At 65.5% G+C, this 25,878-nt stretch carries 24 protein-coding genes; 14 read left to right on the forward strand and 10 right to left on the reverse strand.

All coding sequences use genetic code 11. From position 1 onward, the window contains the following. The first annotated feature begins 156 nt into the window (after nt 1-156). The 5 genes from ACIBJI_RS33325 (at nt 157) to ACIBJI_RS33345 (ending at nt 6,239) form a co-directional block, all read left to right on the forward strand. Nucleotides 157-1,008 (forward strand): TIGR02569 family protein, encoded by an 852-nt coding sequence (locus ACIBJI_RS33325; protein ID WP_364356906.1) that lies wholly within the window; start codon nt 157-159, stop codon nt 1,006-1,008. A gap of 296 nt (nt 1,009-1,304) precedes the next feature. Continuing rightward, nucleotides 1,305-3,149, forward strand: coding sequence for an SCO2524 family protein (locus ACIBJI_RS33330; protein ID WP_364356903.1), 1,845 nt, complete (start codon nt 1,305-1,307; stop codon nt 3,147-3,149). A gap of 3 nt (nt 3,150-3,152) precedes the next feature. Beyond that, on the forward strand, nt 3,153-4,067 hold the full coding sequence (locus ACIBJI_RS33335; RefSeq protein ID WP_364356900.1) for an SCO2523 family variant P-loop protein: 915 nt from the start codon (nt 3,153-3,155) through the stop codon (nt 4,065-4,067). A gap of 47 nt (nt 4,068-4,114) precedes the next feature. Then, nucleotides 4,115-5,131: an SCO2522 family protein gene (locus tag ACIBJI_RS33340; RefSeq protein WP_364356897.1), complete on the forward strand. Its 1,017-nt coding sequence runs from the start codon at nt 4,115-4,117 to the stop codon at nt 5,129-5,131. Between the two features lies 1 nt (nt 5,132). Continuing rightward, on the forward strand, nt 5,133-6,239 hold the full coding sequence (locus tag ACIBJI_RS33345; protein WP_364356894.1) for an SCO2521 family protein: 1,107 nt from the start codon (nt 5,133-5,135) through the stop codon (nt 6,237-6,239). Nucleotides 6,240-6,253: 14 nt separating this feature from the next. Here the strand turns inward: ACIBJI_RS33345 and ACIBJI_RS33350 are convergent, their stop codons facing one another. The 4 genes from ACIBJI_RS33350 to ACIBJI_RS33365 form a co-directional block, all read right to left on the reverse strand. Continuing rightward, nucleotides 6,254-7,096 carry a hypothetical protein gene (locus ACIBJI_RS33350; RefSeq protein WP_364356891.1) on the reverse strand — a complete coding sequence of 281 codons (843 nt, stop codon included), beginning with the start codon at nt 7,094-7,096 and terminating at the stop codon, nt 6,254-6,256. A gap of 67 nt (nt 7,097-7,163) precedes the next feature. Continuing rightward, nucleotides 7,164-7,703: a GNAT family N-acetyltransferase gene (locus ACIBJI_RS33355; RefSeq protein WP_364356888.1), complete on the reverse strand. Its 540-nt coding sequence runs from the start codon at nt 7,701-7,703 to the stop codon at nt 7,164-7,166. 252 nt (nt 7,704-7,955) lie between these two features. Further along, nucleotides 7,956-9,440 carry a nitrate/nitrite transporter gene (locus tag ACIBJI_RS33360; RefSeq protein ID WP_364356885.1) on the reverse strand — a complete coding sequence of 495 codons (1,485 nt, stop codon included), beginning with the start codon at nt 9,438-9,440 and terminating at the stop codon, nt 7,956-7,958. A 189-nt stretch (nt 9,441-9,629) separates the two neighbouring features. Next, nucleotides 9,630-10,301: an FCD domain-containing protein gene (locus tag ACIBJI_RS33365; RefSeq protein ID WP_364356882.1), complete on the reverse strand. Its 672-nt coding sequence runs from the start codon at nt 10,299-10,301 to the stop codon at nt 9,630-9,632. Nucleotides 10,302-10,366: 65 nt separating this feature from the next. Here ACIBJI_RS33365 and ACIBJI_RS33370 point away from each other — a divergent pair, with 65 nt between their 5' ends. The 6 genes from ACIBJI_RS33370 to ACIBJI_RS33395 all read left to right on the forward strand — a co-directional run bounded on the left by ACIBJI_RS33370 (nt 10,367) and on the right by ACIBJI_RS33395 (nt 18,548). Further along, complete coding sequence (locus ACIBJI_RS33370; RefSeq protein ID WP_364356879.1) at nt 10,367-11,626, forward strand: MFS transporter; 1,260 nt, start codon at nt 10,367-10,369, stop codon at nt 11,624-11,626. A 288-nt stretch (nt 11,627-11,914) separates the two neighbouring features. Then, entirely contained in the window at nt 11,915-13,378 is a 1,464-nt protein-coding gene (locus ACIBJI_RS33375; RefSeq protein WP_364356918.1) for a nitrate/nitrite transporter, read from the forward strand. Nucleotides 13,379-13,404: 26 nt separating this feature from the next. Next, nucleotides 13,405-15,954, forward strand: a complete 2,550-nt coding sequence (gene nirB / locus ACIBJI_RS33380) for a nitrite reductase large subunit NirB (RefSeq protein ID WP_364356876.1) — start codon at nt 13,405-13,407, stop codon at nt 15,952-15,954. Nucleotides 15,955-16,018: 64 nt separating this feature from the next. Then, the gene (gene nirD / locus ACIBJI_RS33385; protein WP_364356873.1) at nt 16,019-16,465 is read left to right on the forward strand and encodes a nitrite reductase small subunit NirD; all 447 of its coding nucleotides are present in this window, start codon (nt 16,019-16,021) and stop codon (nt 16,463-16,465) included. Nucleotides 16,466-16,467: 2 nt separating this feature from the next. Beyond that, a complete protein-coding gene (locus ACIBJI_RS33390; RefSeq protein ID WP_364356870.1) occupies nt 16,468-17,709 on the forward strand; it encodes a uroporphyrinogen-III synthase in 1,242 nt (413 codons plus the stop codon). Next, complete coding sequence (locus ACIBJI_RS33395) at nt 17,706-18,548, forward strand: sirohydrochlorin chelatase (RefSeq protein WP_397087245.1); 843 nt, start codon at nt 17,706-17,708, stop codon at nt 18,546-18,548. Before ACIBJI_RS33390 ends, ACIBJI_RS33395 begins: the two co-directional genes overlap by 4 nt. A gap of 312 nt (nt 18,549-18,860) precedes the next feature. Here the strand turns inward: ACIBJI_RS33395 and ACIBJI_RS33400 are convergent, their stop codons facing one another. After that, nucleotides 18,861-19,205, reverse strand: coding sequence for a hypothetical protein (locus tag ACIBJI_RS33400; protein ID WP_364356864.1), 345 nt, complete (start codon nt 19,203-19,205; stop codon nt 18,861-18,863). A 199-nt stretch (nt 19,206-19,404) separates the two neighbouring features. Further along, a complete protein-coding gene (locus ACIBJI_RS33405) occupies nt 19,405-20,364 on the reverse strand; it encodes a helix-turn-helix domain-containing protein (RefSeq protein ID WP_364356861.1) in 960 nt (319 codons plus the stop codon). 128 nt (nt 20,365-20,492) lie between these two features. On the opposite strand from ACIBJI_RS33405, the gene ACIBJI_RS33410 reads away from it, so the two are divergent. Further along, a complete protein-coding gene (locus ACIBJI_RS33410; protein WP_397087247.1) occupies nt 20,493-21,404 on the forward strand; it encodes an NAD-dependent epimerase in 912 nt (303 codons plus the stop codon). Nucleotides 21,405-21,485: 81 nt separating this feature from the next. Here the strand turns inward: ACIBJI_RS33410 and ACIBJI_RS33415 are convergent, their stop codons facing one another. The 3 genes from ACIBJI_RS33415 to ACIBJI_RS33425 all read right to left on the reverse strand — a co-directional run bounded on the left by ACIBJI_RS33415 (nt 21,486) and on the right by ACIBJI_RS33425 (nt 22,997). After that, complete coding sequence (locus tag ACIBJI_RS33415) at nt 21,486-21,755, reverse strand: Txe/YoeB family addiction module toxin (RefSeq protein WP_397087249.1); 270 nt, start codon at nt 21,753-21,755, stop codon at nt 21,486-21,488. A gap of 261 nt (nt 21,756-22,016) precedes the next feature. Beyond that, nucleotides 22,017-22,469, reverse strand: coding sequence for a VOC family protein (locus tag ACIBJI_RS33420; protein WP_364356852.1), 453 nt, complete (start codon nt 22,467-22,469; stop codon nt 22,017-22,019). A gap of 108 nt (nt 22,470-22,577) precedes the next feature. Then, nucleotides 22,578-22,997, reverse strand: a complete 420-nt coding sequence (locus ACIBJI_RS33425) for a pyridoxamine 5'-phosphate oxidase family protein (RefSeq protein ID WP_396958749.1) — start codon at nt 22,995-22,997, stop codon at nt 22,578-22,580. Nucleotides 22,998-23,162: 165 nt separating this feature from the next. Here ACIBJI_RS33425 and ACIBJI_RS33430 point away from each other — a divergent pair, with 165 nt between their 5' ends. Next, nucleotides 23,163-23,288 (forward strand): hypothetical protein, encoded by a 126-nt coding sequence (locus ACIBJI_RS33430; RefSeq protein WP_396958748.1) that lies wholly within the window; start codon nt 23,163-23,165, stop codon nt 23,286-23,288. A gap of 143 nt (nt 23,289-23,431) precedes the next feature. Here ACIBJI_RS33430 and ACIBJI_RS33435 read toward each other — a convergent pair whose 3' ends face one another. Beyond that, nucleotides 23,432-23,887: a cupin domain-containing protein gene (locus ACIBJI_RS33435; RefSeq protein ID WP_397087252.1), complete on the reverse strand. Its 456-nt coding sequence runs from the start codon at nt 23,885-23,887 to the stop codon at nt 23,432-23,434. Between the two features lie 287 nt (nt 23,888-24,174). Here ACIBJI_RS33435 and ACIBJI_RS33440 point away from each other — a divergent pair, with 287 nt between their 5' ends. Continuing rightward, nucleotides 24,175-25,875, forward strand: coding sequence for a metallophosphoesterase (locus ACIBJI_RS33440; protein ID WP_396958746.1), 1,701 nt, complete (start codon nt 24,175-24,177; stop codon nt 25,873-25,875). Nucleotides 25,876-25,878 lie beyond the last annotated feature (3 nt).

Raw genomic sequence — 25,878 nt, forward strand, 5'->3', positions numbered from 1 at the left:
CGAGCCGTCGAAGCGCATGCGACGAAGTCGCGAGTCTCGACGGCTCGGACGCGAGACACCAGGGGGCCGCGAACCCGCCGCGCCGCAGGCGCGGCCAAAGACAGAGCCCACGGCGCGCCGCAGGCGTGCCAAATTCAACACAGGTACCGTACGGCCGTGACTTCTGTGGAACCCCCCGAGCACGTGCGCGCCACGTTCGGACTGCGCGAAGTGACCCCGGTTTCGCTGGGAGACTGGGATGGCGGCTGGCGGCTCGGCGACGTGGTGCTGAGCCCGATCGCCGATCACGCCAGGGCGGCGTGGTCGGCGAAGGTCCGTGAAACCCTGAAGGTGGACGGTCTACGCCTGGCTCGCCCCGTGCGCGCCACCGACGGCCGCTACGTGGTATCCGGTTGGCGCGCGGATACCTATCTGGAGGGTGTGCCCGAGCCACGCTATGACGAGGTCGTCTCGGTATCGCTGCGGCTACACAAGGCCACGGCGCAGTTGGAACGACCACGGTTCTTGGTCCAGCCGCCGGTCGCACCCTGGGTCGATGTCGATGTTTTCGTCGCCGCCGATCGTGCCGCTTGGGAGGCGGTGCCGCTGCGAAGCCTGCGCGCCGGTGGCATCACTCCGGCAACTTCTCCCGACGGCCTGCGCAGCATGGAACTGATCGGCCAACTGGCTACCCTGCGCAAGCCGGTCCAAACCCCTGCGCAATTGGTGCACGGAGACCTGTTCGGCACGGTACTTTTCGCCGGAGTCTTCACCCCCGGCCTCACCGACATCACCCCGTACTGGCGCCCGGCAGCCTGGGCTGCCGGTGTCATTGTCATCGACGCACTCGCCTGGGGCGGCGCCGACGACGGCCTTCTCGACCGCTGGTCCGATTTACCCGAGTGGCCGCAGATGTTGTTGCGCGCGGTCATGTTTCGGCTTGCTGTACATGCGCTGCACCCGCGCTCGACCCCCGAAGCGTTTCCGGGGTTGGCGCGGACTGCGGATATGGTTCGTCTGATGCTCTGAGTTTCGTCTCAACCGCGCGACCGCCCTGTTACTCGATCTGCGTCGTGTGCCGCATCGGCTGCTTTATGCTCGGACGACCGCCATCAGGTGGCGATTGCTTTACCTGCTTTGCGGGCTATCGGATGCTGTGTGGTTGCCCGTGCTCGGACGGCTTTGCGACCGATTCAGGTGATGCCGGAATGGAACCGGATCGGACTCTCGTGGAGCCAGCGTAAGCGTTGTGCCCGTGCTAATTTGACGTTCGTGGACGCGGTGAGGAGCGGCGCGCCTGCGACTTGGGGTGAGGACGGCGGCAGGTGAGAATCCAACCGAGACAACAGATTCTGGATGTGTGGCGCGCCATGCTCGCCGCGTGCTGGGATGGTGAGGAGTGGCGCTGGGGCGGTCGGATGGAGGCCAACTCTATCAGCGATTCCGAACAGTTGCTCTGCCTGCTGTATCCGGCTACCGAGATAGATATCTTCGCACTGGACAATCCGGATCGCATGGAGGACGACGTCAGTTCTGTCCTCGAACCGCTCGGTGGTCCGAAGCAGATCGGCAGCTTCGTTGTGTGGCTGCTCGAGCGTTATATCGAGCAGAACACCCGTGACGACGGGCAGCCGAATTTCTCCGCGGGCAGTTATTTGCGCTCCGCCGATGAGCGCGAACCCAATGCGGCACAGCGCGGCATCGAGGTCGTCGACTCGTATTCGATGTCGCTGACTGTCTGTATGGCGGGCTTGCGCTTCCTGCGCGCCTTCCGCGGTTGGGCGCGACCCGGGGAGCTGACAGAGCGGATCGATTATCTCTCCGGTCAGCTCAGTGCGCGGCTCACCGCGGCGATGACCGGACTGGTCCGCAGCTTCGTCGTCAATACCGTTAAGCCGAAATCGCGTGAGGGACAGGCGATTCTGGGAATGCTGAACCAGACCGGCGAACCCGAGCAGGCCATGGTCGACGGTGTGCGGCGCAGTCTGGAACGGGTGCGGGCGCGGTTGCGCAGCGATGTCACCCTGGGCCAGGAGAAATCGGTCAAGGAGCTCGAGGACGAGAATCTGCTGTTCGAATGCGGGTGGAGTTGGGGGATTGCCAGCGACGCTACCGAGGTCGACTTCGTCGAGGCGCAGATCGCGAGTGAGAAGGGGATCGCCGATCCGCGCCCGTACCTCTATTTCACGGTCGTCGCACTGGACGGCATCAACGACCTGGTCTCCCCGCGCACCGGTGAGCTCGGTCTGCTCGACGAGAAACAGCATCGGCTGGCCCAGGCCTTGCGCACCCGATGGGAGCTGACCCAGCGCTATTGGTCGACGGTCGCGCGCTTCGGCTCCGGCAGTTGGCCACTGGAGGATATTCCGTGGCGTACCTCCGACGACGAGCAGTCGGACTACTTCAGTCTCATCGTCTCTGCGGTACTGATCCAGGATCTGGTCGCGCGCACCGCATCCGATGACGACTTGACAAGGGCCGTGGCCATTTTCGACGAATTGGCCGGCCGGGGCAGGATCATTCGCCGGACCATGCGCGAGGACCCCGCGGTCGCGCTGCACACTCCGGGCGTGCGACTGACCCTGCGGGGCAGTGAGGGCATCGATGACGGACCGACGCTGCAGTGGGAGGTTTCGGACTTCTCGGCGGTGCTGCTCAAGCGAATGCTGCAGGCGGCCAGGCTGTCCAACAATGTCGCGGCCCGTGACAAGCTGATGGAATTGGCCAGATCGGTGATGGAGCATCTGGATCGGCGCATGCTACGGGCCGGAGCGCCCGGACTATGGGACGATCCGGCGGGCGCGTTCGGCGAGAACGGTGATGCCGAGGTCACAAAGCCGTCGTGGTACATGACCGAACGAGTCATCGAATGCCTGGTGGCCGCGGACCGGACCTATCGTGAACCGCCGCCCAACTGGCCGGATCTGCAGGACGTCGCACGGGTCATGCTGAATACCGCCGAGCATCGGTTCGATCAGGAAATGCTCGGTGTGAGCATCGATGACACCTCGGGAAATCGGGCCGCGCTCGATCGCGTGGAGGACCATATCGACCAGGCGAGGCGCTTGGTGCGCGAGGATTCCGCGACCACCTTTGTGCACGCCCTCGACGCCCTGCGGGAACTGGACCGACTGGCCGCCGCCCGCCGCGATGCGACAAGGAACCCCTAGCGCATGATCGTGTTCGCGACCTCCGACAAGGGCGGCACCGGCCGCTCGGTGACCAGCTGCAATCTCGCGTATCGGATGTGTGTGCGGGGTAAGCGGGTCGCCTATCTGGATTTCGATTTCGGTTCCCCGACCGCGGGTGCGCTTTTCGAGATCAGTGGTGCGGAGCGCGGCATCTCCAGCGGCGACGGGCTGCATTCCTATTTGCTCGGTAGGGCAGGTGTCGCGACGCGAATCGATGTGCGCGACAACACCGATCGACGCGAACTACGTAAGATGCGCACGCGCACCGGCAAACTGTTCCTGTTGCCCGGCGATGCCGGTGGCGCGGAATTCACCAAAATCGAGGACCGCACCCTCGACAACTGTGCCAAGCTGCTGCTCGAGCTCGATCAGGACTTCGACGTCTGCATTGTCGATCTCAGCGCGGGGCGCTCGGTGGCGATGGAAATCGCGCTCAAGGCAACGGCCTTGCCGCAGCTGGCTGCGCGAACGGTGCGCTGGTTGGTATTTCATCGTTGGACCCGTCAGCACATCATCGCCGCACACGGTCTGGTACGCGGCCGGTACGGACTGCTCGATTGCGGCGCGGGCGCGGGCCACGATCCCGAGATACTGCTGGACAACATCCGGTACGTGCGCACCGCGGTGCCGCAATTGAACGAGGCGACCGAATCCCCTGGGCCGCAGGCGGCCTGGTTGCATCAACAGGACTCCATGTTGAAACGGCTGGCATCGACGAACAAGGTCGGTGCGAGCGCGATGCTCGGCGAGACCCCGGTCGAGCCGGTATTGCAATGGCGCGAACAGCTGATTCTGGATATCGACGTGCAGAAGGAAATTGCCAACAAGGCAACCGTCGAGGCCTTCGACACGCTCGCCGATCGCGTGCTCGATCCAGCCACCTGGCGCCGAATCTGAATCGACCGAACTCGAGAACACCATCGGAGGAAAGGGATTTCGAGCACATGGAGCATGCCGCAGGCTACAGCGAGGCCACCGAGCACCCGCGCGTCGCCAAGGTGCCGCTTTCCCATGTGTCGATCGAGGTCGGACACTTCTATATGCACGATCTGGCCAATGGTGAGGAGAAGATTCGCGCGCAGTTTCGTCGGATAGTGCCGCTCGTTACGGCATTCACCGAGGCCACGAAAATCGAATTCGGGCCACGTGCCCGGGTGAGCACCTGCTTTCTGGTCGACGACTATTTCCGATCCGATACCAATCCCGGGGAAATCCTCGACAAATTGCTGCGCAATGCCGACGAATGTGGTTTGACCATCGACTATTTGGCGCGCGAGGCGGGCTGCTGGGAGGTGCCGGCCGCCGAATACGGCGCGGTGAGCGCGCCGCGTATCGAACTGGCCGAGTTGGTCCGGGCCCGTATCGTGGCCGAACCGCCCGAGGGTGCGAACGGCCGCAGGCCACCCACCGCGGAATCCGGCTGGCTGTGCAATGGGCGACGCGCATCCGATGATCCCTCGGAGCAGGCCATGCACGACGAACCGTACGAACCGGCCGAGGAGTTCGGGCGGCGCGAGCATTCGATTTTTCTCGATGTCGAAATGTGGAGTAAGCAGTCCCGAAAGGTGAACGGACGCAAGGAAGTCTTCACCAAATGGTCCTGCCCGTATCTGGCCGCCATCTGGCAGTTGCTGCGAATGGGCATGCTGCGTTTCGACGGTATGCCGGTGGTCGAGCCGCAGTTGTGGGAGCCGGATATGCCATGGCCCGGCAGTTGGTGGGAGATGCCCGCGGTGGTCCAGCTGAATCCGCGGGCCAAACCATTTGCCGCATATCGGTCACTTTCGCTGCTGCCGCAGCGATATCTGGGTATCGAGCACGCGGTGCGGGTAATACTCGATCACATCCAACTCGACGACGAAGTGGTCGATCAGATCGTCGCCAGGGGCCATGAGGAGGGAATCGACGTATCGCGCAAGGTGACCGAACGCCTCACCCACTTCCTGCTGGACGGATCCTGACGTGAACGAACCGAACGATGCGGCCGCGCGCCGCATGCGCGCGGCCCGCTCGACGCCGCACCTGCGGCAGCTGCGCCGCGGCCGAGCCGTGCGCCTGCTGGTGCGTGCCGGTGCGGCACAGGCCAGGACTCCCGTCGGCCCGCTCATCGTGTTCGGTGAGGTGGACACCTGCCTGCTGCCCGCGGCGACGCCGCTGTCGCGCGGTGATCTCGAGGAACTGCTCGAATTGGTGCCGGGCCGTCCGATGCTGTGGCGGGAGCGGCCGATGTCGCTCGCGGTTTCGCCCACCACCGCCGAGGGGGTGGATTGCCGGTTGGCGGCGCCGTCGCATACCGATGTGCGGGCGATCGGCACGGTGGCGACGCATGCGGTTGTGGTCGGTGGGCGAGTATTGCAGAGTTCGGCACGGACCAGGGTCGTTCGAGCCGCGGGCGATCAGCGCCGGACGTGGTCGCACTATTTGAGCCAGGTCGGCGTATCCGAGGTGATCACCAAGGTCACTCCGGAAACCGGCGCCCGGCTGGCGGAAGGCTTCCTGGCCGCGGGGCCGCCGCCGGGGGGCACCCTCGATCTCGCGTCGATCGCCAATCGGCTGCTCGGCCGCATCCGGATGGATCATCGCCTGGACCAGAACACGCCGGTGCAATCGGGGGCGACCAGGTTGCGCTGGGCGGCGCGGATCGGCGATCCGGCGCAGCCGGTGGTGTGGTTCCGGTTGCAGAACGATACGGTGCGCACCGCGCTGATCACCGTGCGCACCGAGGCGGAACTGGCCGACGTGCAGCGGTTCTGTGAGGATCTCGCGGTGCACGATTGGCTGCTGTCGGTCACCGCCGCGGCGCTGGAGCAGTCCGATCTGTTCGCACCGGGCAGTCCGGAGTCGGTGGCGGTGCTGGCCCCGGTGCTGCACCACCTGGCACATCTGTGGGTCCCCGGCGTGCATACACCACCGGCGCTGCGTGGACTGTGGACGCAGCTGAACACCGATCCGGATTTCACCGCGGGACGGCGGGCCTTGATCGATCAGCTGCACAATCGGGTGCTGGTGGCGACACTGGATGCGGTGCGCCACACCAGGATCGGCACCGAGGACTACAGCGCGGACTAGCCGCCGCGGCGGCATCAGATCCGGAACCATCGCCGGACCAGCAGCGCGAAGAACAGCGAGTTGAGCACGAGTCCGGCGTAGGCCTCGATGACCAGGAGTGTCCGTCCGGCGCCCCTGATGTCCTCGAGATCGCCGAGACCGAGTGGATTCAGGTAGTTGATCAGGCACATGTGCAGCGCGGTCGGGATGGGCTGGCCGTCGGTGGTCCACAGTACGAAGGTGCCGATGAGTAGCACGGCGGCGATCCAGCCGAGCAGCCGGAACGGCCGAAAGCCATAGCCGCACAGCACTTCCAGGGTCCAATGCGGGATCCGCTTCCAGACCGGGTCGACGGCGCGGCAGCGCGCCTGCGCCAAGGCGTGCCCGCAGCGGTCCTGCGCGTCGAAGTCCTCCTCGACCCGGTGCAGTCCAACCCCGCGTTTGAAGGCCAGTACGGCATGTTGGGGCAGGTCGGCGCCGACCAGCGCGCGGCCGAGATGCTCATAGATCTCGGCGATCCGGATGTTCTGGGTGCGACTCAGCCGTCGTGGTCCGCGGAATTCGACCTCGGCTGCGAGCAGCGCCGTCAGGGCGCGCAGCGCTCCGTCGCCGTCCGCGGCGGGTTCCTGCGCCGCCGCGTAGATATGGGAGAAGACCAGGCTGTCACCGGGCTGAGAGATCTTCACCGGGTCGTAGTCGAGCTCCAATGTCTCGACGTGGGTGTTGAAGGAGTCGAGGAGCCGCTGTTCGGATCCGGCTCCGGCCTGTTGGAAGTATTCGGCGATCTCACCGGCGTACCGGTCGGCGTGTCGATCGATCAGCATGGTCATCGAATTGACCGCAGCTGGTAGTTGGGATAGGCCCGCGTATTCGGTCATCGTGTATTCCCCCGGGAGCAGCCGTCGCCTTCGACGTGATATCCACCATACCAACGTGATTCGACTATCAATCTGGTGCGCGACCCCCCTTGAGCCACCGCTTGTCGTTCGGTCCGGGGAATTGCGAGGTGGTCGGCCAATGATCGATGCGGTGCACCAGCACATCTCGCGGTTCGTTCGCGCCGAAATAGCGCTGTTCATGTCCGGCCCAACGGAATCCGGCGTTCTTGTACAGCTTGACTGTGCGCTGGTCGGTAGGTCGCACCGTGAGGTACACCGAATCCGCCTGTGCGGTGCGGCAACTCGTCACCGCCCGATCCAGCAGAGCGCGGCCGAGGCCGCGGTTGCGGTAGTTCGGTGCGACCGCGAGACCCATTACCCAGCCGCGTCGGCGGGTGCCGACGCCGACGAGTGCGTAGCCGCGCACTCTGCCGCCGATTTCGGCCACCACCCAATCGGGTCCGTGCAGGTCGAACAGTTGCCGCAGCGTCACATATGGGTAGCACAGATCGCCGAAGTGCTCCCGCTCCAGCGCGGCGATATCGTCGAGATCGGCCAATCGCGCGGTCCGGAACACCGGTTCCCCCGCCCCCTCGGATTTGTCCAATGCTCACTCTCCCGGTGTGAGTCTGCTTTCCAGCGTAAAGTGCTGGCGCAGTTGACGGACCGAGACCGCCAAATGCGATCCCTACTCAGTCGCGGGTGGTGATGCGGATGTGTGCCATCTCGCCGGAGCCCCCTCGTGCTGCCTACTGACTTGGCGTGATATCCACCATAGCAATGTGATTCGACACCGACGGCCGAATGCCGCGCTGGGGACCTCTTCCAGCGCGGCATTCGGGTCTTGCGGGTGATGTGGTTATACGTTCGCGTAGGCCAGGGAGGGTACGCGGGTCATGGCGAATGAGGAGCGCAGGTAGAAGAACCAGGTGACCGCGGCCATGACCAGGAAGGCGCCGGCGTAGGCCCAGAAGGCCGGGTTCATGCTGTGGAAGTTGATGTTGGACAGGCGAAGTGCCTGCTGGAGCAGGTAGCCGCCGGACGCGCCGATCGCGCCGATGACACCGATCGCGGCACCGGCCTGACGCTTGGCCGAAGCCGTGGCGTCGGTGAGATCGAGTCCGTGTTCGGAGGCGTACTTCTTGGCCTCGGCGCTGAAGATGGACGGGATCATCCGGTAGGTCGAGCCGTTGCCGATACCGGTCAGCACGAACAGCAGCAGGAAGGCGATCAGGTAGAGCGGGAAGCTCTTGGCCTGCAATCCGGCCATGATCAGCACGCACGCTACCGCCATGCCACCGAAGACATAAATGGTCATCTTGGCGCCGCCGACCTTATCGGATATCCAGCCGCCGAACGGACGGCTGAACGAGCCGACCAGCGCGCCGAGGAAGGCGAGGTTACCGAGAGTGGTGATCCAGCCGATCTTGGCGAGATCCGGGAAGTTGGCCTTGATCAGCGTCGGGAACGCGAAGGAGAAGCCGATGAACGAACCGAAGGTGCCGACGTAGAGGAACGACATCACCCAGGTGTGCTTATTGGTCAGCGCCAGTTTGTAGGATTTGCCGTCGGCCTTGGCGGTGCTGATGGCGTCCATATACCGCAGCGCACCGAACATGGCGATCAGGATGAATGGCACCCAGACCAGCACCGATAGCGTTATACCGAAGCGGTAGCCCGCCGCATCCTTGGCCATGATGTGCGTGCCGAGGGTGATCAGCAGTGGCAGCACCAACTGGGTCTGCGCCACACCGAGATTGCCGCCCGCGGCGTTGATACCGAGGGCCGCCCCCTTCTTCCCTTCCGGGAAGAAGAACGAGATATTTGCCATCGACGAGGAGAAATTGCCGCCGCCGAAGCCGGCCAGCGCGGCCAGGATCATGAACACCCACATGGGGGTGCCGGGGTGGTTGACGAAGTAGGCCAGGCCCAGCGTCGGGATGAGCAGCATGGCCGCACTGAACGCCGTGAATGCGCGTCCGCCGAACTTCGGAATGGCGAAGGTGTACGGAATGCGCAGTGCCGCACCGACAAGCGTCGGGGTCGAGGTCAGCAGCAGGGCATTGCTCACCGCGGTCGGATTGCCCTTGCCGAGCCCGGCCAGGAAGTCGAAGCCCGCCAGACCCATGCTGGTCACCACGGTGCCCCAGATGACCCAGATGCTGAAGCCGAGATTCTCGGCGAAGACGGAGAAGATCAGGTTTTTGCGGGCGGTGAGTTTGCCGCCCGATTCCCAGAATTCGGTGTTGTCCGGCTCCCAGTGATCCAGCCAGCGGCCCCTTTTCTGGTGCGTAAATGCTGGGGTTTCCGACTGCTGGCCGGTGGCAGCTACTGCGGCAGTCATCGGCTTCCTCTCGATCTGGCTCGGTGGGTTCGCCGAGCTGCGGTCGAGACAAAGGTATGAGCTGGTTGTTGCGTGTGAATGGCCCCGAGTGACGTTCCAGGCAAATCCGACTCACATGGTGGCGAGCCGCTCGGTGACCTATTGGTTACCTCGTCGGACGCAAACGTTCTCGGTCGGTTGACCAGAAGTCTAGCGGTCCGGGTATTCGGCGATCAGCGAGGCGAGGAAGCATTGTGCGGCCTGCGCCGCTCGGTCCGGATCGCCATCGATAACGGCCTGCACCAATTCATTGTGCTCGGCGTCGTAGGCATCGTCGGATTTCGCGGACCGTGCCCGGATCACCTGTTCGATAATCGGCAGCAGCGAATCGTAGAACTCGAGATATACCGCGTTGTGGCTGGCGACGACGATCGCGCGGTGCAGTTCCACATCGGCTTCGATGGCCGCGAGATTCTGTTCGTCCCAGTGCTGTTGGCTACGTTCCTCCAGCAGCCGCCGCAGATTCGCGATATCGGTCTCGTCGCGTCGACGCGCGGCCAGTGCTGCGGCATTGGTGTCCAGGGCCATGCGCAGCTCCAGCACATCGCGTTCCTCCGCATCGGCGAAGTACTTCGCGAGGGTGCCGCCGACTTCCGAGGCCGCTATGACATAGGTGCCCGAGCCTTGGCGACGCTCCAGCATCCCGGAGTGGACGAGAGCCTGCACGGCCTCGCGTACCGTATTTCGCCCGGTTCCGGTGAGCTCGGTGAGCTCCGGTTCGGTAGGGATTCGGGAGCCGATAGACCAACGGCCGGAACGGATTTCGGCACGCAGCTGCTCGGTTACCTGGGCAATGAGGCTGGTCCGCCGGACGGGTTGCACGGCATCAGAGTACCGCCCGTCACAAATCCTTGCCTCCTATCATGGGGTCATCCTATGATTTCGCGGTGACTGCAGCTCTCCCGGAAACCACGACTGGCCCGGAATACGTCCGGGTCGAGCGGCGCAAACGCGCACTGACGGAAGGGCGACTGCTCGTCCTCGCCGCCATTGTGATGTCCGCGCTCACCCTCCGGGTCGCCGTCACCGCGTTCTCGCCGCTGGCCGAGCGCATCGGCGCCGATATCGGTTACTCGACGGCCGTCGTCGGTGTCTTCGGCATGATCCCGACGCTGATGTTCGCGGTTTCCGGTCTGCTCACCCCGCTTTTCGTGCGCCGAATCGGGCTGGAGCGCACCGCACTCGTCGCGATGCTGATGGCCGGACTCGGCATGCTGATCCGGGCGGTGGTCGGCGGTACGGCCGAACTGCTGATCTTCTCCGCGCTGGCCCTCGGCGGTATGGGCATCGGAAATGTGGTGATCCCGCCGCTGGTCAAGCGCTATTTCCCGGACCGGCTCGCGGTGGTCAGCTCGCTGTACATCACCATGGTCCAGCTCGGCACCGTGGTGCCCGCGCTGATCGCGGTGCCGGTTGCCGAGGCGCACGGCTGGCGGATCTCGTTGGGGCTGTGGGCGATTCTCGGCTTCGCGGCCGCGCTGCCGTGGCTCGGTGTGCTGCGCGATCGCCGCGGCCACGATCGCGGCGACAGCACCGCGCTGCCGCCGCGGACCAAGGAGCCCAAGGGTGAGGTGTGGCGTTCGCCGGTGGCCTGGGGCATGGCGGGCATGTTCGGCATGACCTCGCTGACCACTTACGCCATGTTCACCTGGCTGCCCAAGATCCTGTCCGAGGCGGGTGCGAGTGCCGCATTCGGCGGGACCATGGTCGGCGTGTTCGCGCTGGTCGGTCTGGTGTCGGCGTTCACCGCTCCGACGGTGGTGGCGCGGTTCCGCAATCCGTTCCCGTTCGTAGTGGGTTGTGCCGTCTTCTTTTTCACCGCGTTCGCCGGTCTGCTGATCGCGCCGATGAGTATGCCGCTGCTGTGGGTCGTGCTGTTGGGCCTCGGCCCGAGCACCTTTCCGATGGCGCTGACACTGATCAATATGCGCACCAGGACCCCGCAGGGTTCGGCCGCGCTGTCGGGCTTCACCCAGGGCGTCGGATATGCGGTGGCCTGCGTCGGTCCGGTGCTGTTCGGCATGTTGCACAGCGCGACCGAGGGCTGGGCCGCGCCCTTCGCGATGCTCGTCGTCGCGGTACTGGTGCTCCTCACCGGCGCATGGCAGGCATGCAAGCCGCGCATGCTCGAAGACACCTGGAATTGAATAGTCCGCCTTCTCACAGCTCGAGTTGCGAGGCTGTGCGGAGGCGGCCATGCTGTGTGCGACAGAGCACACCGTGACGGGTGCGCGTCACCACCTCACCGGCTATTACTTCGAAGATCGGCTGTTTGTGACGTGCGGAAACCGGTGTGTCACCTGCCCGAAACATTTCGTTGAAACTCACCCTGCTTTCCCGGGAATCGTGAGCAACCGTTGATTTGACGGTCATTTGGGGCAGCATTTCGGCAATACCCGTTTCCTACCGTGGGGCTAACCGATTTTGGGAGGCCCCTGTTGAGCACGCTGACGCGTAACCACAACATCGAGCATTGGGATGCCGAGGATGTCGCGGCCTGGGAGGCCGGTGGCAAAGACATTGCCAAGCGCAATCTGATCTGGTCGGTCTTCGCCGAGCATGTCGGGTTCTCGGTGTGGTCCATCTGGTCGGTCATGGTGCTGTTCATGCCCACCGATAAGTTCGGCATCGATCCGGCGGGCAAGTTCTTCCTGGTCGCCATGCCGACGCTGGTCGGTGCGTTTCTGCGCATTCCCTACACCGTGGCCACGGCGCGCTTCGGCGGTCGCAACTGGACCATTTTCAGTGCGACGCTGCTGCTCATTCCGACGCTGCTCACGCTGTACTTCATCAATCAGCCGGGTACCTCGTACACGACCTTCCTGGTGGTGGCTGGATTCGCCGGATTCGGTGGCGGCAACTTCGCCTCCTCGATGACCAATATCAATGCCTTCTACCCGCAGCGGCTGAAGGGTTGGGCGCTCGGCCTGAACGCGGGCGGCGGAAATATCGGCGTGCCCGTCATCCAGCTGGTCGGCCTGCTGGTCATCGCCACCCTCGGCAATGGCTACGCCTCACTGATCTGCGCGATCTACCTCGTGCTCGTTGCGCTGGCCGGTGTCGGCGCCGCGCTGTTCATGGACAACCTGAAGAACCAGAAGGCCGATCTCTCCTACATGATCACGGCGCTCAAGGTGCCGCAGTCCTGGGCGATCGCCTTCCTCTACATCGGCACCTTCGGTTCGTTCATCGGCTACAGTTTCGCCTTCGGCCAGGTGCTGCAGATCAGCTTCAAGGCCGGTGGCGACACCGTCGCGCAGGCCGCACTGCATGCCGCGCAGATCGCCTTCATCGGCCCGCTGCTCGGTTCGCTGGCCCGGCCGTACGGCGGCAAGTTGGCCGACCGGATCGGCGGCAGCCGGGTGACCTTCTACACCTTCGCCGTGATGACCGCGGCCGCCGTGCTGGTCGGTGTGGCGAGTACCGCGGGTGACCGCAGCGGCGGTGTGCCGAGCGGCGCCGCGATGACGGCGCTGGTGGCCGGATTCATCGCGCTGTTCGTGGTGTCCGGTATCGGCAACGGCGCGGTCACCAAGATCATCCCGTCGGTCTTCGACGCCAAATCCAAGAGCCTGGACGCGAGTCCGACCGCCCAGGCCGCCTGGTCGCAGAACACCTCCGGTGCGCTCATCGGTTTCGTCGGCGCGATCGGTGCGCTCGGCGGCGTCGGGATCAACCTCGTCCTGCGCTCCTCCTACGCCTCGACCAAATCGGCGACCACCGCGTTCTGGGTCTTCATGGCCTTCTACGTGGCCTGCGCTGCGGTGACCTATCTGGTGTTCCTGCGCCGCCCACGCGGCGTCGTCGACTCCGAGGTCGTCGCGGAGGCCGAGGCGCTCGTCCTCGAAGCCGAGGCAGGCAGCCCGTCCCAGTCCACCAGCACGTCGGCCCGAGCCTGACGCCGAATCACCAACGGAGGACAGTCATGAACTCGACAGTCGACCCCACCCAGCGCAAGACCGTCGTGGTCGTCGGCCACGGCATGGTCGGGCACCGGTTCGTGGAGGCGCTGCGGTCCCGGGACGAGGCAGGCCAGTGGCAGGTCGTCATCCTCAGCGAAGAGCAGCTGCCCGCCTACGACCGCGTCGGACTCTCGTCGTACGTCGGCAGCTGGGATGCCGCCGCGCTGGCGCTGCCCGGTAACGAATACGCCGGTGACGAGCTGGTCGAGCTGCGCCTGGGCCAGACTGCGCAGTCCATCGACCGCGATGCGCGCAAGGTCACCACCTCGGCGGGCGACACCATCGCCTACGACGCACTTGTGCTGGCGACCGGTTCGTACCCGTTCGTGCCGCCGGTCCCGGGTCACGAGCTGCCGGAGTGCTTCGTCTACCGCACCATCGATGACCTCGACGGCATCCGCGCAGCCGCCGCGGCGGCCGGACCCGGTGCGGCCGGTGTCGTCGTCGGTGGTGGCCTGCTGGGTCTGGAAGCGGCCAACGCGCTGCGCCTGCTCGGCATGACGCCGCATGTGGTGGAGTTCAATCCCCGCCTGATGCCCGCCCAGGTCGACGAGGGTGGTGGCGCCATCCTGGAGAAGCTGGTCACCGATCTCGGACTGCAGGTGCACACCGGTGTCGGCACCTCGTCGATCGAAACCGTGGCGGATGCGGAATCGGCTGAGCGCCTGAAGGTTACGCTCTCCGACGACACGGTGATCGACGCCGGACTTGTGGTCTTCTCCGCTGGTGTCCGACCGCGCGACCAGATCGCCCGCGACAGCGGCATCGAGGTCGGCCCGCGCGGTGGCATCATCACCGACCTCGGTCTGCAGACCTCCGATCCGAATATCTACGCGATCGGCGAATGTGCCGCGGTAGAAGGTGTTTGCTACGGCCTGGTCGCCCCCGGCTACACCACCGCCGAGATCGTCGCGGACCGATTGCTCGGCGGCGCAGGCGAATTCCCCGGCGCCGACATGTCGACCAAGCTCAAGCTGCTCGGTGTCGATGTGGCCAGCTTCGGTGATGCGCACGCCACCACCGAGGGCGCGCTATCGGTCGTACTGCACGACGCCGCCAAGGGTACCTACGCCAAACTCGTCGTCTCCGATGACGCGCAGATCCTGTTGGGCGGCATCCTGGTCGGCGATGCGACCGCGTACTCGGCACTGCGTCCGCTGGTCGGGCGCCCGCTGCCCGCAGAACCGGCCGCGCTGATTTCGCCGGCCGGCGCCGAACTCGGTGCCGACTCGCTGCCCGATGATGCCCAGATCTGCTCCTGCAACAATGTTTCCAAGGGGGCGATCTGCGGGGCCATCGACGAGGGCGCCTGCGATATCGCGGGTATCAAGAAGTGCACGACCGCCGGAACCTCTTGCGGCGGTTGCGTTCCGATGCTCAAGAAGCTGCTCGAGCAGTCCGGTGTCGAGATGTCCAAGGCGCTCTGCGAGCACTTTTCGCAGTCGCGGGCCGAGCTGTTCCAGATCGTCCAGGTCACCGGTATCCGCACCTTCTCCGCCCTGATCGCCAAGTACGGCACCGGCTCCGGCTGCGATATCTGCAAGCCGACGGTCGCCTCCATCCTGGCCTCCACCTCCAGCGAGCACATCCTCGACGGTGAACAGGCCGCGCTACAGGACACCAACGACCACTTCCTGGCGAATCTGCAGAAGAACGGCACCTACTCGGTGGTGCCGCGGATGCCCGGCGGTGAGGTCACCCCGGATCAGCTGATCACCATCGGTCAGATCGCCAAGGAATTCGACCTTTACGTCAAGGTCACCGGCGGTCAGCGCATCGACCTGTTCGGCGCCCGCGTCGAACAGCTGCCGCAGATCTGGCAGCGCCTCGTCGATGTCGGCATGGAATCCGGGCACGCGTACGGCAAGTCGCTGCGTACCGTGAAGAGCTGCGTCGGCTCCACCTGGTGCCGCTACGGTCAGCAGGATTCGGTCGGCATGGCCGTCTTACTGGAGAAGCGCTACCGGGGCCTGCGTTCGCCGCACAAGCTGAAGCTGGCCGTCTCCGGGTGCGCCCGGGAATGCGCCGAGGCGCGCGGTAAGGATGTCGGTGTGATCGCCACCGAGCAGGGCTGGAACCTGTACGTCGGCGGCAACGGCGGTCTGACCCCGAAGCATGCGGTGCTGCTCGCCGGTGAACTCGACGACGAGACGCTGATCAAGTACATCGATCGGTATCTGATGTTCTACATCCGCACCGCCGACCGGCTGCAGCGCACCGCGCCGTGGCAGGAGGCGCTGGAGGGTGGCATCGATTACCTCAAGCAGGTCGTGTGCGAGGACAGCCTCGGCATCGCCGAGGATCTGGAGGCCGCCATGGCCCAGCATGTCGCCGGTTACCGCGACGAATGGGCCGCGGTGCTCGAGGACGAGGAGAAACTTTCGCGTTTCGTGTCCTTCGTCAACGCCCCGGAAGAGGCCGATCCGACCATTTCGTTCGATGAGACCGGGGAGCGGAAGGTCCCTGTGTTGCTCGGCATGCCGGAAATCCCGGTTGCCACACGCGGGCAATAGCCGCTTAACCCCGAAGAAACAGGGCGCCTGTACCAATGAGTAAGGCGTTTGGAGGATGACACCGATGACCGTGATGGATACCCCCGGCATTGCCGCAACTACCACTGTGTTCACTCACCCCGTCGGCTCCGCCGACTTGCCATCCCCTTCGGGTTGGACGCAGGCGTGCCGACTCGACTACCTGATTCCCGGCCGCGGCGTCGCGGTGTTGCTGAAGGGGGGCCGCCAGGCCGCCCTGTTCCTGATGACCGACGGCACGCTCGCCGCCGTCGGCAATATCGATCCGATCGGCCGCGCGGCAGTGATGTCGCGCGGGATCGTCGGTGACCGCGGCGGTATTCCGGTCGTGGCCTCACCGCTGCTGAAGCAGGCGTTCTCGCTGCTGGACGGGCACTGCCTGGACGACAATTCGGCGACGCTGCCGGTATACGCGGTGCGTGTCGAGGACGGCATCGTTTCGGTTTCCAATGAGCCGGTCGATGCCGCTCTCGTCGCCGCGGACGGTGGATAAGCATGACGACAATCGATACGGGCGCCTGTCTGGCCGGTTTCACAGTCGGCGTCACGGCCGCCAGGCGGGCCGATGAGTTCGCCACGCTGCTCACCCGACGGGGCGCCGGTATCGTCGCCGCTCCCGCCATCCGGATCATTCCGCTGGCCGATGACACCGAACTGGAGCGGGTGACCCGCGAACTCGTGGCCGATCCGCCGCAGATCGTGGTGGCCACCACCGGCATCGGATTTCGCGGCTGGATGGAAGCGGCCGAGGGCTGGGGCATTGCCGAGGACCTGCGGATGACGCTGGCATCCACCAGGATGCTGGCGCGTGGGCCGAAGGCCAAGGGCGCTATCCGCGCCGCCGAACTGCGCGAGGAATGGTCGCCCGCGTCGGAGTCCTCCGCCGAGGTGCTCGACCACCTGCTCGCCGAAGGCGTGGAGGGTGTGCGTATCGCGGTCCAATTGCACGGCGCGACAACCGAATGGGAACCCGTACCCGACTTCTGCGAGGTATTGCGTTGTGCCGGTGCGGATGTCGTTCCGGTACCGGTGTACCGCTGGGTGCCGCCGGATGATCAGGGTCCGATGGACAATCTGATCGAGGCCATCATCACCTCCAGCCTGGACTGTGTCACCTTCACCAGCGCGCCCGCCGTGGCCTCGATGTTGATGCGCGCCAAGGAAACCGGGCTGCTGGAGGGTGTGCTGCACGCGCTGCGCGGACGGGTGCTGCCCGCCTGTGTCGGACCGATCACCGCGGCTCCGCTGGAGGAGCTGGGTGTGGCGACCTCGATGCCCGGACGGGCGCGCCTCGGTGCGCTGGCCCGGCACGTCGCCGAGGAATTGCCGCGGCGAGCCAATCGAATTCAGGCCGCCGGACACACCATCAGTGTGCGCGGGGCGTGCGTGGTGGTAGACGGTTCGGTGCGCCAGCTCGCTCCCGCGCCGATGGCCCTGATGCGATCGCTGGCGCGGCAGCCCGGCCGGGTGGTGTCCCGGGAGGATCTGCTCGCGGCGCTGCCCGGCGGCGGTGACGACACCCATGCCGTGGAGACCGCGATCGCGCGGCTGCGCGCCGGGCTCGGCACGCCGAAAGCCATTCAGACCGTGGTCAAACGGGGTTACCGGCTGGCGCTGGACGCCGCGGATTGCGCCGATGACTTTCCGCGCACCGTCGCTACCGGCCGTGCGCCGGTAGCGGGAATCGGTACCCCGGCCCGCGCGCCGAGGTACGCACAGCCTGCGGGGAGCTGGTGACGGCTCCGGCCCTGGTCCTGGTCGCACACGGCACCAGAAGTACCAGGGGTGTGCAGATGATCGCCGCGCTCGCGGAGGCGGTAGTGCAGGAGTTCACGGGGATCGCAGCCAGCGGGGCGGGTGAAATCGGCGCCGCGGTTTCGGGGCGCGACGCCGATACTTCCGCAGCTCCGGTCTGTGAACACCGCACCGTTATTCGCGGGCCGGAGACCGCCGAGAAGCCCTGGGTGCGTACCGCTTTCGTGGACGTGCTGGGTCCATCGCCGTCCGAGGTATTGCGCGATCTGACCGATGCCGAGGGGGAATCGGTTCCCGCCGTTGTGGTTCCGGCCTTCCTCGCCTCCGGATACCACGTGTATCAGGATGTGCCCCGCGAGGTCGCCGAGAGCGGCCATCCCGAGGTCGCGGTGACACCCGCGATGGGACCGGATCCGGCATTAGCCCGGATCATGGCCATGCGACTGCGCGCCGCGGGCTGGCGTCCCGGTGACGCGGTGGTCTTCGCGGCAGCCGGATCATCGGATGCCCGTGCGCGCCAGGATGTTCGACGTGCGGCAGGCATGCTGGCCGAGCATCTCGGTGTCCCGGTTCGCATCGGCTACGTCGCGACCGGAGCCCCGCGCGTCCCGGAAGTCGTTGCCGAACTTCGTGAGTCGGGTGCGCAGCGTGTCTTCGTCGCCTCGTACCTGCTGGCCCACGGTCTGTTCCAGCAGCGCCTGCACGAGGCGGGAGCGGACGGTGTCGCCGAGCCGATCGGCGTCCACCCGGCGGTCGTCCGTCTGATCGCCGACCGCTACCGCGCCGCCGCACGCGAGCTGCTCCGTGCGCGTGCCATTTGACTCGGACTTTTGCTCTCGCGCACCGATTCGCACGCCGCGCACGTTTTCGCCCTGCGAATTCGTGCGTGGCGTGCGAAAAGCTGCGCAGCAGCCAGCGTCGGGCCTAGCAGACATCGGCGAAACGCGTCCTAATCGGATCGATCTGGTTAGGGCGCGTTTTGTCGTTACTGGGACCTGTGCTGCTCCGCTGGTTCAGGAGAATAATTGGCTACTGCGTGGCCGGTTGGCCACCATTTTGAGATTCCTGCCCTCTGCTGGCCCGGTTGATGAATGATCTTCGCCAGCTGCGTCGGGGCAGGGGATACGGGTTGATCAGTGCGAATCGTCCAGGCGAACACGCACCGTGACTCGCCCGCGCTCGTCACGATGTGCGAGCGCGTGACCGTGACGGTCGCCGCCCTCGAGGTGTAGCGTGATCGGGGCGCCTTCATCGGTGAAGTTGCGCCACCACTTCTTTCGATCCGGGAGTGCAACTCCGATGACGATCGAATCGCCGGAACGGCGGTAGTTCACGGGCGTGCTGAAGGTTTTGCCGGAACGGCGGCCCACATAACTGATCTCGACGAAGCTCTTGCGCATGAGCGAGCCCACCAGGGGTGCATTCGTCAAGGTCAGCGTCACCGAGTTGAAGCCGTTCACGAAAGATTTCGCATTCACCGAATGCCTCCTGGTACAGCCTGGATAGCGGTCGAGCTCACTTTACCGACCATCCATGACACCGGCACTCGGCGGCGGTTGGTATATCGAGGCGGGGCCCCATCGACCGGATTCGGCTGAGCCCCAGCGCGGTTCAGCGGCATTCGCCGACGCGGGCCTGATTCGCTGATCTGGCATTCGCCGATGCCGGATGGCGGGTTCATCTCGCCGATGATGGGGTGCGGGTGAAGGAGGCGCGGTAGGCGCTCGGGGGTAGGCCTACATGGCGGATCATGTGTTGGCGCAGGGATTCCGCGGAGCCGATGCCGCTGTGGCGGGCCACCTGGTCCATGGGCAGTGTGGTGGATTCGAGGAGTTCGCGGGCGCGTTGAATGCGTTGGTGCAGTAGCCATTTCTGGGGGCTGAGGCCGGTTTCCTCGTGGAAGCGACGGGTGAGGGTGCGCACGCTGGTGCGGGCGTGGGTGGCCAGATCGTCCAGGGATAGGGGAGTGTCGAGGCGTTCCAAGGCCCAGGTGCGGGTGGCTGAGAGCGTCAGTCCGTTCTCGGGCGGCAGTGGCGAGTCGACGAATTGGGCTTGGCCGCCTGGGCGTACCGGGGTTACGACGGCGGCGCGGGCCGCGGCATTGGCGACCGTCGCACCGTAGTCGGTGCGAATCAGGTGCAGGCACAGGTCGATGCCGGCGGCGGCACCGGCGGCTGTGGTCACCGGTCCGTCCTCGATGAACAATGCGTCGGTGCGCACGGTCACCTGCGGGTACATCTCGGCGAGTTCGTCGGCCAACGCCCAGTGCGTGGTCGCGGTGCGTCCGGATAACAGCCCGGCCTGGGCCAATACGAATGCACCGCTACAGATCGACGTGACGCGCTTGCCTTGATCGACGGCCCTGCGCAGTGCGGCGATGGTGGCCGCGTCGGCGGTGCCACGACTGCCGGTGCTCGGCACGATGACAGTATCCGCCTCGTCGAGCGCATCCAGTCCGCGCGGCACCACGACATCGAAACCGCCCAGCGCACCGGGAACAACGCCCGGTTCGGCGGTGCATACCACCATCCGGTAACCAGGCTCACCATCGACCGTCACCCCGCCGAGCATGGTTCCGGGCATGGCGAGTTCGAAGGGCTTCACCGGCGCGACGGCGACAACGGCCACGGTCTTCATGGCTGGATCCTTGGGATAGATGGCTGATCGGCCACTAGTCTAGCGCTCCCGCAGCGGGCAATGTTGACGGCACGCGATCGGCGACCCGCCGTTGATGCGTGAAACCTCTTGTCTCAGAAGGGAATAGCATGCCTTCGCATGTCATCATCGGTCGTGGCGCCACCGCCGCGGCAACCGCGATCCGGTTGGCCGAATCCGGCGACCAGGTGCGGATGATCAGCCGCAGCGGCACCGGCCCGCGGCATCCCGATATCGAGCTGATCGCCACCGATGCTGTGGACGCGGCCGCGCTCACTGATCTCGTCAAGGGCGCGGACACCGTATTCAATACCGCGATGCCCGCCTATCACACCTGGCCGGAGGCGGTACCGCCGCTGTTCGGGGCCATACTGTCGGCGGCGGAGCAGTCCGGTGCGAACTACGTGATGCTCGGCAATCTGTACGGCTACGGCCCGGTGGACGGTGTGGTCACCGACGACACACCGCTGGCCGCCACCGGGCCCAAGGGGCGGGTGCGCGCGCAGATGTGGCTCGATGCCAAGGCCGCGCACGATGCGGGCCGGGTGCGGGTCACCGAGGTCAGGGCGGGCCAATTCCTCGGCCGCGGTGCGGTATCGCTGTTCTCGCTGCTGGTGCAGCCGAAAGTGGTTGCGGACCAACTCGCTCTGGTACCGCAGGACCTGGACCTGCCGCACTCCTACACCGCGATCGGTGACGCGGCCGACGCACTCGTAGCGGTCGCGCGTAGCGAAAACGCTTGGGGACGTGCCTGGCTCGCCCCGACGATCACCAGCACCCTGCGTGCCGCGGCCGAGCGCTTCGCCGCCGCAGCGGATGCCCCCCATCCGCGACTCGAGGTGATGAGCGACCGCGAATTGACTCTGCTCGGCCACACCGACCCGTTCTGGGCCGAATTGTTCGAGACCTACCACATGTCGCATCGCGAGTTCACCGTCGACGACACCACCACCCGGGAGATCTTCGGACTCACCGCGAGCAACCTCGACGCTGTGTTCGCGGAGGTGGTTTCGGCATCCTGATCGGGCCTTACGACGGCGGTCGGCGGCGACATTCCGGAGTGCGTCGAATGCGGCGGGCTTCGAAGCCTTGTTGTTCAGCCATCAGTCTTCGTAGTGTGAACCGACTCGTACCACAACGATTTCGGTGTCTGTCACGTAGTAGATCAACCGATGCTCTTGGGTAATTCGCCGTGACCAATGCCCAGCAAGGTGGTGGCGTAGCGGCTCGGGTTTGCCGATCCCCTCGAACGGGTCGCGGAGTGTGGCGTCGACGATTTTGTTCGCGCCGTTCAGCATGGCCCGGTTGGTGGTCAGCCAGTCCGTGTAGGACTTACAGCCTCGAGCGGTGAACGTGAGTTTCCGGTCGGCCATAGGCTCAGTCCTGGTCGGGGTCGATGAGTTCGTGTGCCTCGGTGCGTCCCGCGCGGGCATCCTCGGCGGACTGGAATAGCTTCACGCCGCCATGGGTGCGCAGAACGTATAGCGTTTCCATCAGCGAGTCGTAGTCGCTTTCGGCTATGAGTACGGCGTTCTCGCCGCTCTCGAGTGCGCAGGCGCGGCACACCCCATCCCCTTGTCTTAGCCGGGCACCCCGTATGTTGGGTGCCCGGCTGTCAGACGGGGTGCCCGGTCTCAGGCGTTGTCGTACGCGTCCTGCAGAACCTTGATATCGAGCTTGGACATGGACTGCAGCGCCGCGGCGGCGGCGCCGGTCTTGGTGGGGTTCGCACCGTCCATGAGGGTGAGCAGGGTTGCGGGGACGACCTGCCAGGACAGGCCGTAGCGGTCGGTGAGCCAGCCGCACGGCCCTGGCGCGCCGCCATCGATCAGGGCGTCCCACAGGCGATCGACCTCGGCCTGGGTATCCACGATCACCTGGATCGATGCGGCATCCGTGAATGGATGTCCGGGACCGCCGTTCATCAGGGTGTACGGGTGACCGTCGAGTTCGATCGAGACAATGAACGCCGAGCCATCGGGGTGGCGATTGACATCCACGATGCGAGAGTTGGGGATCAGCGCGGTGTAGCGGGTGGCGGCTTCCTCGGCGTCGCTGTCGAACCAGAAGAAAGTGTTGACCGACATGATGGGCTCCTTGGCTTGGTGATGACCTGCTGTCATCCTTCGGTCGGAGCTGCCTCGACGTCTTCGACATATCTTCGCGAAATTTTCTGAAGAAATTTCTCGCGCGGGTCAGACGCTCGCGACGGCGATGAACCGATCGGGCGTGATCGTGATCAGCACCCGCGCGCGTTCCACCTCACCCAGCACCGGCCCACTGCCGTACTTCTCCCAGATGCGCTGGGTCCACACACCATCCGCGTCGATGGTGAGCTCGGCATCCCCGATCACCCGTACCTGGCGATTCGGCCGCTGCCCACCATCGCGCGATCCCACAACCTCCCGATCGATCACCAAACCGACCCTCGGATTCGCCCGGATCCGCCGCAAATGCGGCCGTTCCGCCCAACTGGTCAGCCGAAAGGCCCGCTGATCCCACAGGAACCACATCGGCGTGACATGCGGATATCCGGCCGCATCGATGGTGGCCAGGTGCGCGACGATATCGCTGGCCAGCAACCCGGCAATCTCGGCTCGACGTAACGACCGCATCCGGCTTCCCCTCGATTCGAACTTATGTTCGATTCTACCTCGCGGCTCCAGGTGCGGGCGACTCGGTCGTTTCAGTACTCTCGGTAGAAATCGGCCAGGGTGTGGAACGCGGCCTTCGGTTCCCATGGCAGGTCCGGATAGATAGCGCCGCCACGGGTCGCCATCGTGGCAATCGTGTTGTTGCGCAACGGATTCGTGCTGCGCGGGGTTCCCGCCGCACCCGATGATGTGCTCATCGAAATCGTCGACGAGGTGTACCTGCCGCTAGTGCGGCAGCGGTGGCCGAGCTGATCAGGTCTTGTCTCGAAGTGACGGGACATGCATCGAGCCGAGTCGAATGGCGGTACCGCACGCTGTCCGGAACCGCCTTCCGGCTCGGCTCGGCTCGGCTCGACGCCGGATGGTGGCCTCGGAGAGTGACTTCGAGACAGGCCTTAGGCGCAGTCGGGGGCGTCGGCGTCTTCGAAGAGCGGCTTGCCGGTGGGCGGGGCGTAAACGACGTCGAGGACGAGCGGGTCGGGGCCGAGGTTGCGGCCGATGTGCACGTTCCAGGCGCCCTCGGGTTCGTAGATGAAATCGCCGGTGTGGAAGACCGGAGCCACGCAGTCGGGGCCTGGGTGGGTGAGGGTGCCTGAGCGGACGAAGCCGAAGACCGGACCGTAGTGATAGTGCCAGCCGGTGGAACCGCCTGGGGCGATGGTGATTTCGCGGACAACGAGGTCGGTGCCCGCGACGAACGGCAGCAGGCCCGCTGGGATCTGTGCCTGGGCGAGGGTGACCGCGGTGATATCGGTACCGGGCGTCGCATGTGCGGTCGCGGCACCGAATACGGAACCGCCCAAGACGACCGCGGCGACCGCGGCGACCGCCGCACGCGTAATTGGCGTCATCGCCGCAGCGTAGCCCCCGAAGGCGCGGTTCGGAAAGGGTGAGATTGCCTCTGTCGCTGGGGTATTCGTTCGTTTTGTGCGAATTGTGCGGCTGTCGTGTCGACCAGCGCTGCGCGCCGACACATCCGGGCGCCCGTTGTCGTAGCCAGGCGCCGCTGTGTCGGGCGCCCGGCCATCAGACGCGGTCTCGGGCGTTGCCGTACTCCAGACCAGAGTTCATGAACTGTTCGTAGGTGGGAAGCGGTGTCGGGTTGCGTGATATGCCGGGGCCGTAGAGCATCGGTGCCGTGCCGTCGAATCCGATGAACCCCGCTGGCGATCTGCCGGATACCGGAATTCCCGCTGCCAAGGCCGCCCATATGACCATGGACGAGCAGCACGAGTGGCATCGGGACTATCTACGGCGACACACGGTTTCCCGGCGCAATGTGCTGCGTGGTACTGCAGCGGCCGCTGCGGTCGCGGCTGTGGGTACCTCACCGTTCGGTAGGCGCGCCTACGCCGAGGACGTGCAACTCGCGGTCGGCGGTCGACGCGTGGGATACGGGCCGGATGCGACGAGTCAGCTCCGCTTCGCCGGTCAGCTCTCCCGGCCACCGGCCGGTACCAAGGTCTTCCTGGACCACGGCCCGACGCCCGCGCTCGGCGGCACCGTCGAGGCCGAGGTGCGCAATCTGCTCACCCAGGTCCCTTCCGCCGACGGCGGTGTCCTCGCGGCCGAACAGTTCTACGTGCACGCCCCGGTCGACGGCCTACCCGGACGCGTGCCGCATTTCTATCGCTGGCGCACCTCCGACGGGTTCACCGGCGACATCCGTGCCGCCGCGCCCGCGATGCCGAGTGCGCGCAGTGCGATCCTGCCGTTCCGTTTCACCATGATGGGCGATCAGGGCACCGACGAGACTCCGGCGCTGCCGCAGGGCACCGTGCCCGGCGATTACGACGACAAGTACTACAAGTCCGATAACGATCCGAACGCACCACACGCGAGCAATGTGCTGCGCCAAATCGCTGCCGCCAAACCGGATTTCCACATTCTCGCCGGTGATATCGCCTATGCCGACCCGTCCGGCGGCGGCAGGCCGAACGAATTCGTGGCCAACGGTGCGAAGCTCGAAACCGGTTTCGACAAGTACAACCCCTACGTCTGGGATGTCTACTTCGGGGCCATCGAACGCAGTGCCGCCGAGACACCGTGGATGTTCGCCACCGGCAACCACGATATGGAAGCGACCTACGGCCAGCACGGCTACGGCGGACATCTGGCGCGGCTGGACTTTCCGGGCAACGGTCCGGCGGGCTGCCCGTCGGCGTACTCGTTCACCTACGGCAATGTCGCGGTGCTCTCGCTCGACGCCAATGACGTCAGCTATGAGATCAAGGCCAATACCGGGTATTCCGGTGGGGCGCAGACGAGTTGGGTGGAGCGCACTCTCGCCGCCTACCGCGCGGACCCGAATATCGACTTCCTGGTCTGCTTCTTCCACCACTGCGCGTACTCGACCACCGACTCCCATGCCAGCGACGGCGGCGTGCGCGACGCATGGGCCGGGCTGTTCGACCGGTATCAGGTGGATCTGGTGCTGCAGGGCCACAATCATGTCTACGAACGCACCGATCCGATCCGCGGTGGCGCCGCGACCAGGATCGCCGCGGACAATTCGATCGTCTATCCCGACACCGACGGCACGGTCTACTACACCGTCGGCGGTGGCGGTCGCCCACGCTACGACTTCCAACCGGGTTCGCAGGAAACCTTCCGCGGCCACGAATTACCGGACACCACGGTCCCGAACAGCTATGTCTGGACCACATCGGGCGGCAAACAGGACGAGGCGGCCCCCTGGTCGCGGGTGCGGTTCCGCAACTACTCGTTCCTGCGCGTGGACGTCCGCCCCGGCATCTTCGCCAGCGAAATGGATGTGGTCGCGGTGGATGAATACGGTCGGGAATTCGACAAACTCACCTTCCGCCGCCTGGTCCACTGACCG

This window comes from Nocardia sp. NPDC050408, from assembly GCF_044458905.1.
Lineage (GTDB): Bacteria > Actinomycetota > Actinomycetes > Mycobacteriales > Mycobacteriaceae > Nocardia.

Excerpts from the sequence above, each read along its gene's own strand:
- ACIBJI_RS33335 (WP_364356900.1), top strand. The coding sequence starts at position 3,153 with ATGATCGTGTTCGCGACCTCCGACAAGGGCGGCACCGGCCGCTCGGTG.
- ACIBJI_RS33340 (WP_364356897.1), top strand. The coding sequence starts at position 4,115 with ATGGAGCATGCCGCAGGCTACAGCGAGGCCACCGAGCACCCGCGCGTC.
- ACIBJI_RS33350 (WP_364356891.1), bottom strand. The coding sequence starts at position 7,096 with ATGACCGAATACGCGGGCCTATCCCAACTACCAGCTGCGGTCAATTCG.
- ACIBJI_RS33360 (WP_364356885.1), bottom strand. The coding sequence starts at position 9,440 with ATGACTGCCGCAGTAGCTGCCACCGGCCAGCAGTCGGAAACCCCAGCA.
- nirB (WP_364356876.1), top strand. The coding sequence starts at position 13,405 with ATGAACTCGACAGTCGACCCCACCCAGCGCAAGACCGTCGTGGTCGTC.
- nirD (WP_364356873.1), top strand. The coding sequence starts at position 16,019 with ATGACCGTGATGGATACCCCCGGCATTGCCGCAACTACCACTGTGTTC.
- ACIBJI_RS33390 (WP_364356870.1), top strand. The coding sequence starts at position 16,468 with ATGACGACAATCGATACGGGCGCCTGTCTGGCCGGTTTCACAGTCGGC.
- ACIBJI_RS33405 (WP_364356861.1), bottom strand. The coding sequence starts at position 20,364 with ATGAAGACCGTGGCCGTTGTCGCCGTCGCGCCGGTGAAGCCCTTCGAA.
- ACIBJI_RS33410 (WP_397087247.1), top strand. The coding sequence starts at position 20,493 with ATGCCTTCGCATGTCATCATCGGTCGTGGCGCCACCGCCGCGGCAACC.
- ACIBJI_RS33415 (WP_397087249.1), bottom strand. The coding sequence starts at position 21,755 with ATGGCCGACCGGAAACTCACGTTCACCGCTCGAGGCTGTAAGTCCTAC.
- ACIBJI_RS33420 (WP_364356852.1), bottom strand. The coding sequence starts at position 22,469 with ATGTCGGTCAACACTTTCTTCTGGTTCGACAGCGACGCCGAGGAAGCC.
- ACIBJI_RS33425 (WP_396958749.1), bottom strand. The coding sequence starts at position 22,997 with ATGCGGTCGTTACGTCGAGCCGAGATTGCCGGGTTGCTGGCCAGCGAT.
- ACIBJI_RS33435 (WP_397087252.1), bottom strand. The coding sequence starts at position 23,887 with ATGACGCCAATTACGCGTGCGGCGGTCGCCGCGGTCGCCGCGGTCGTC.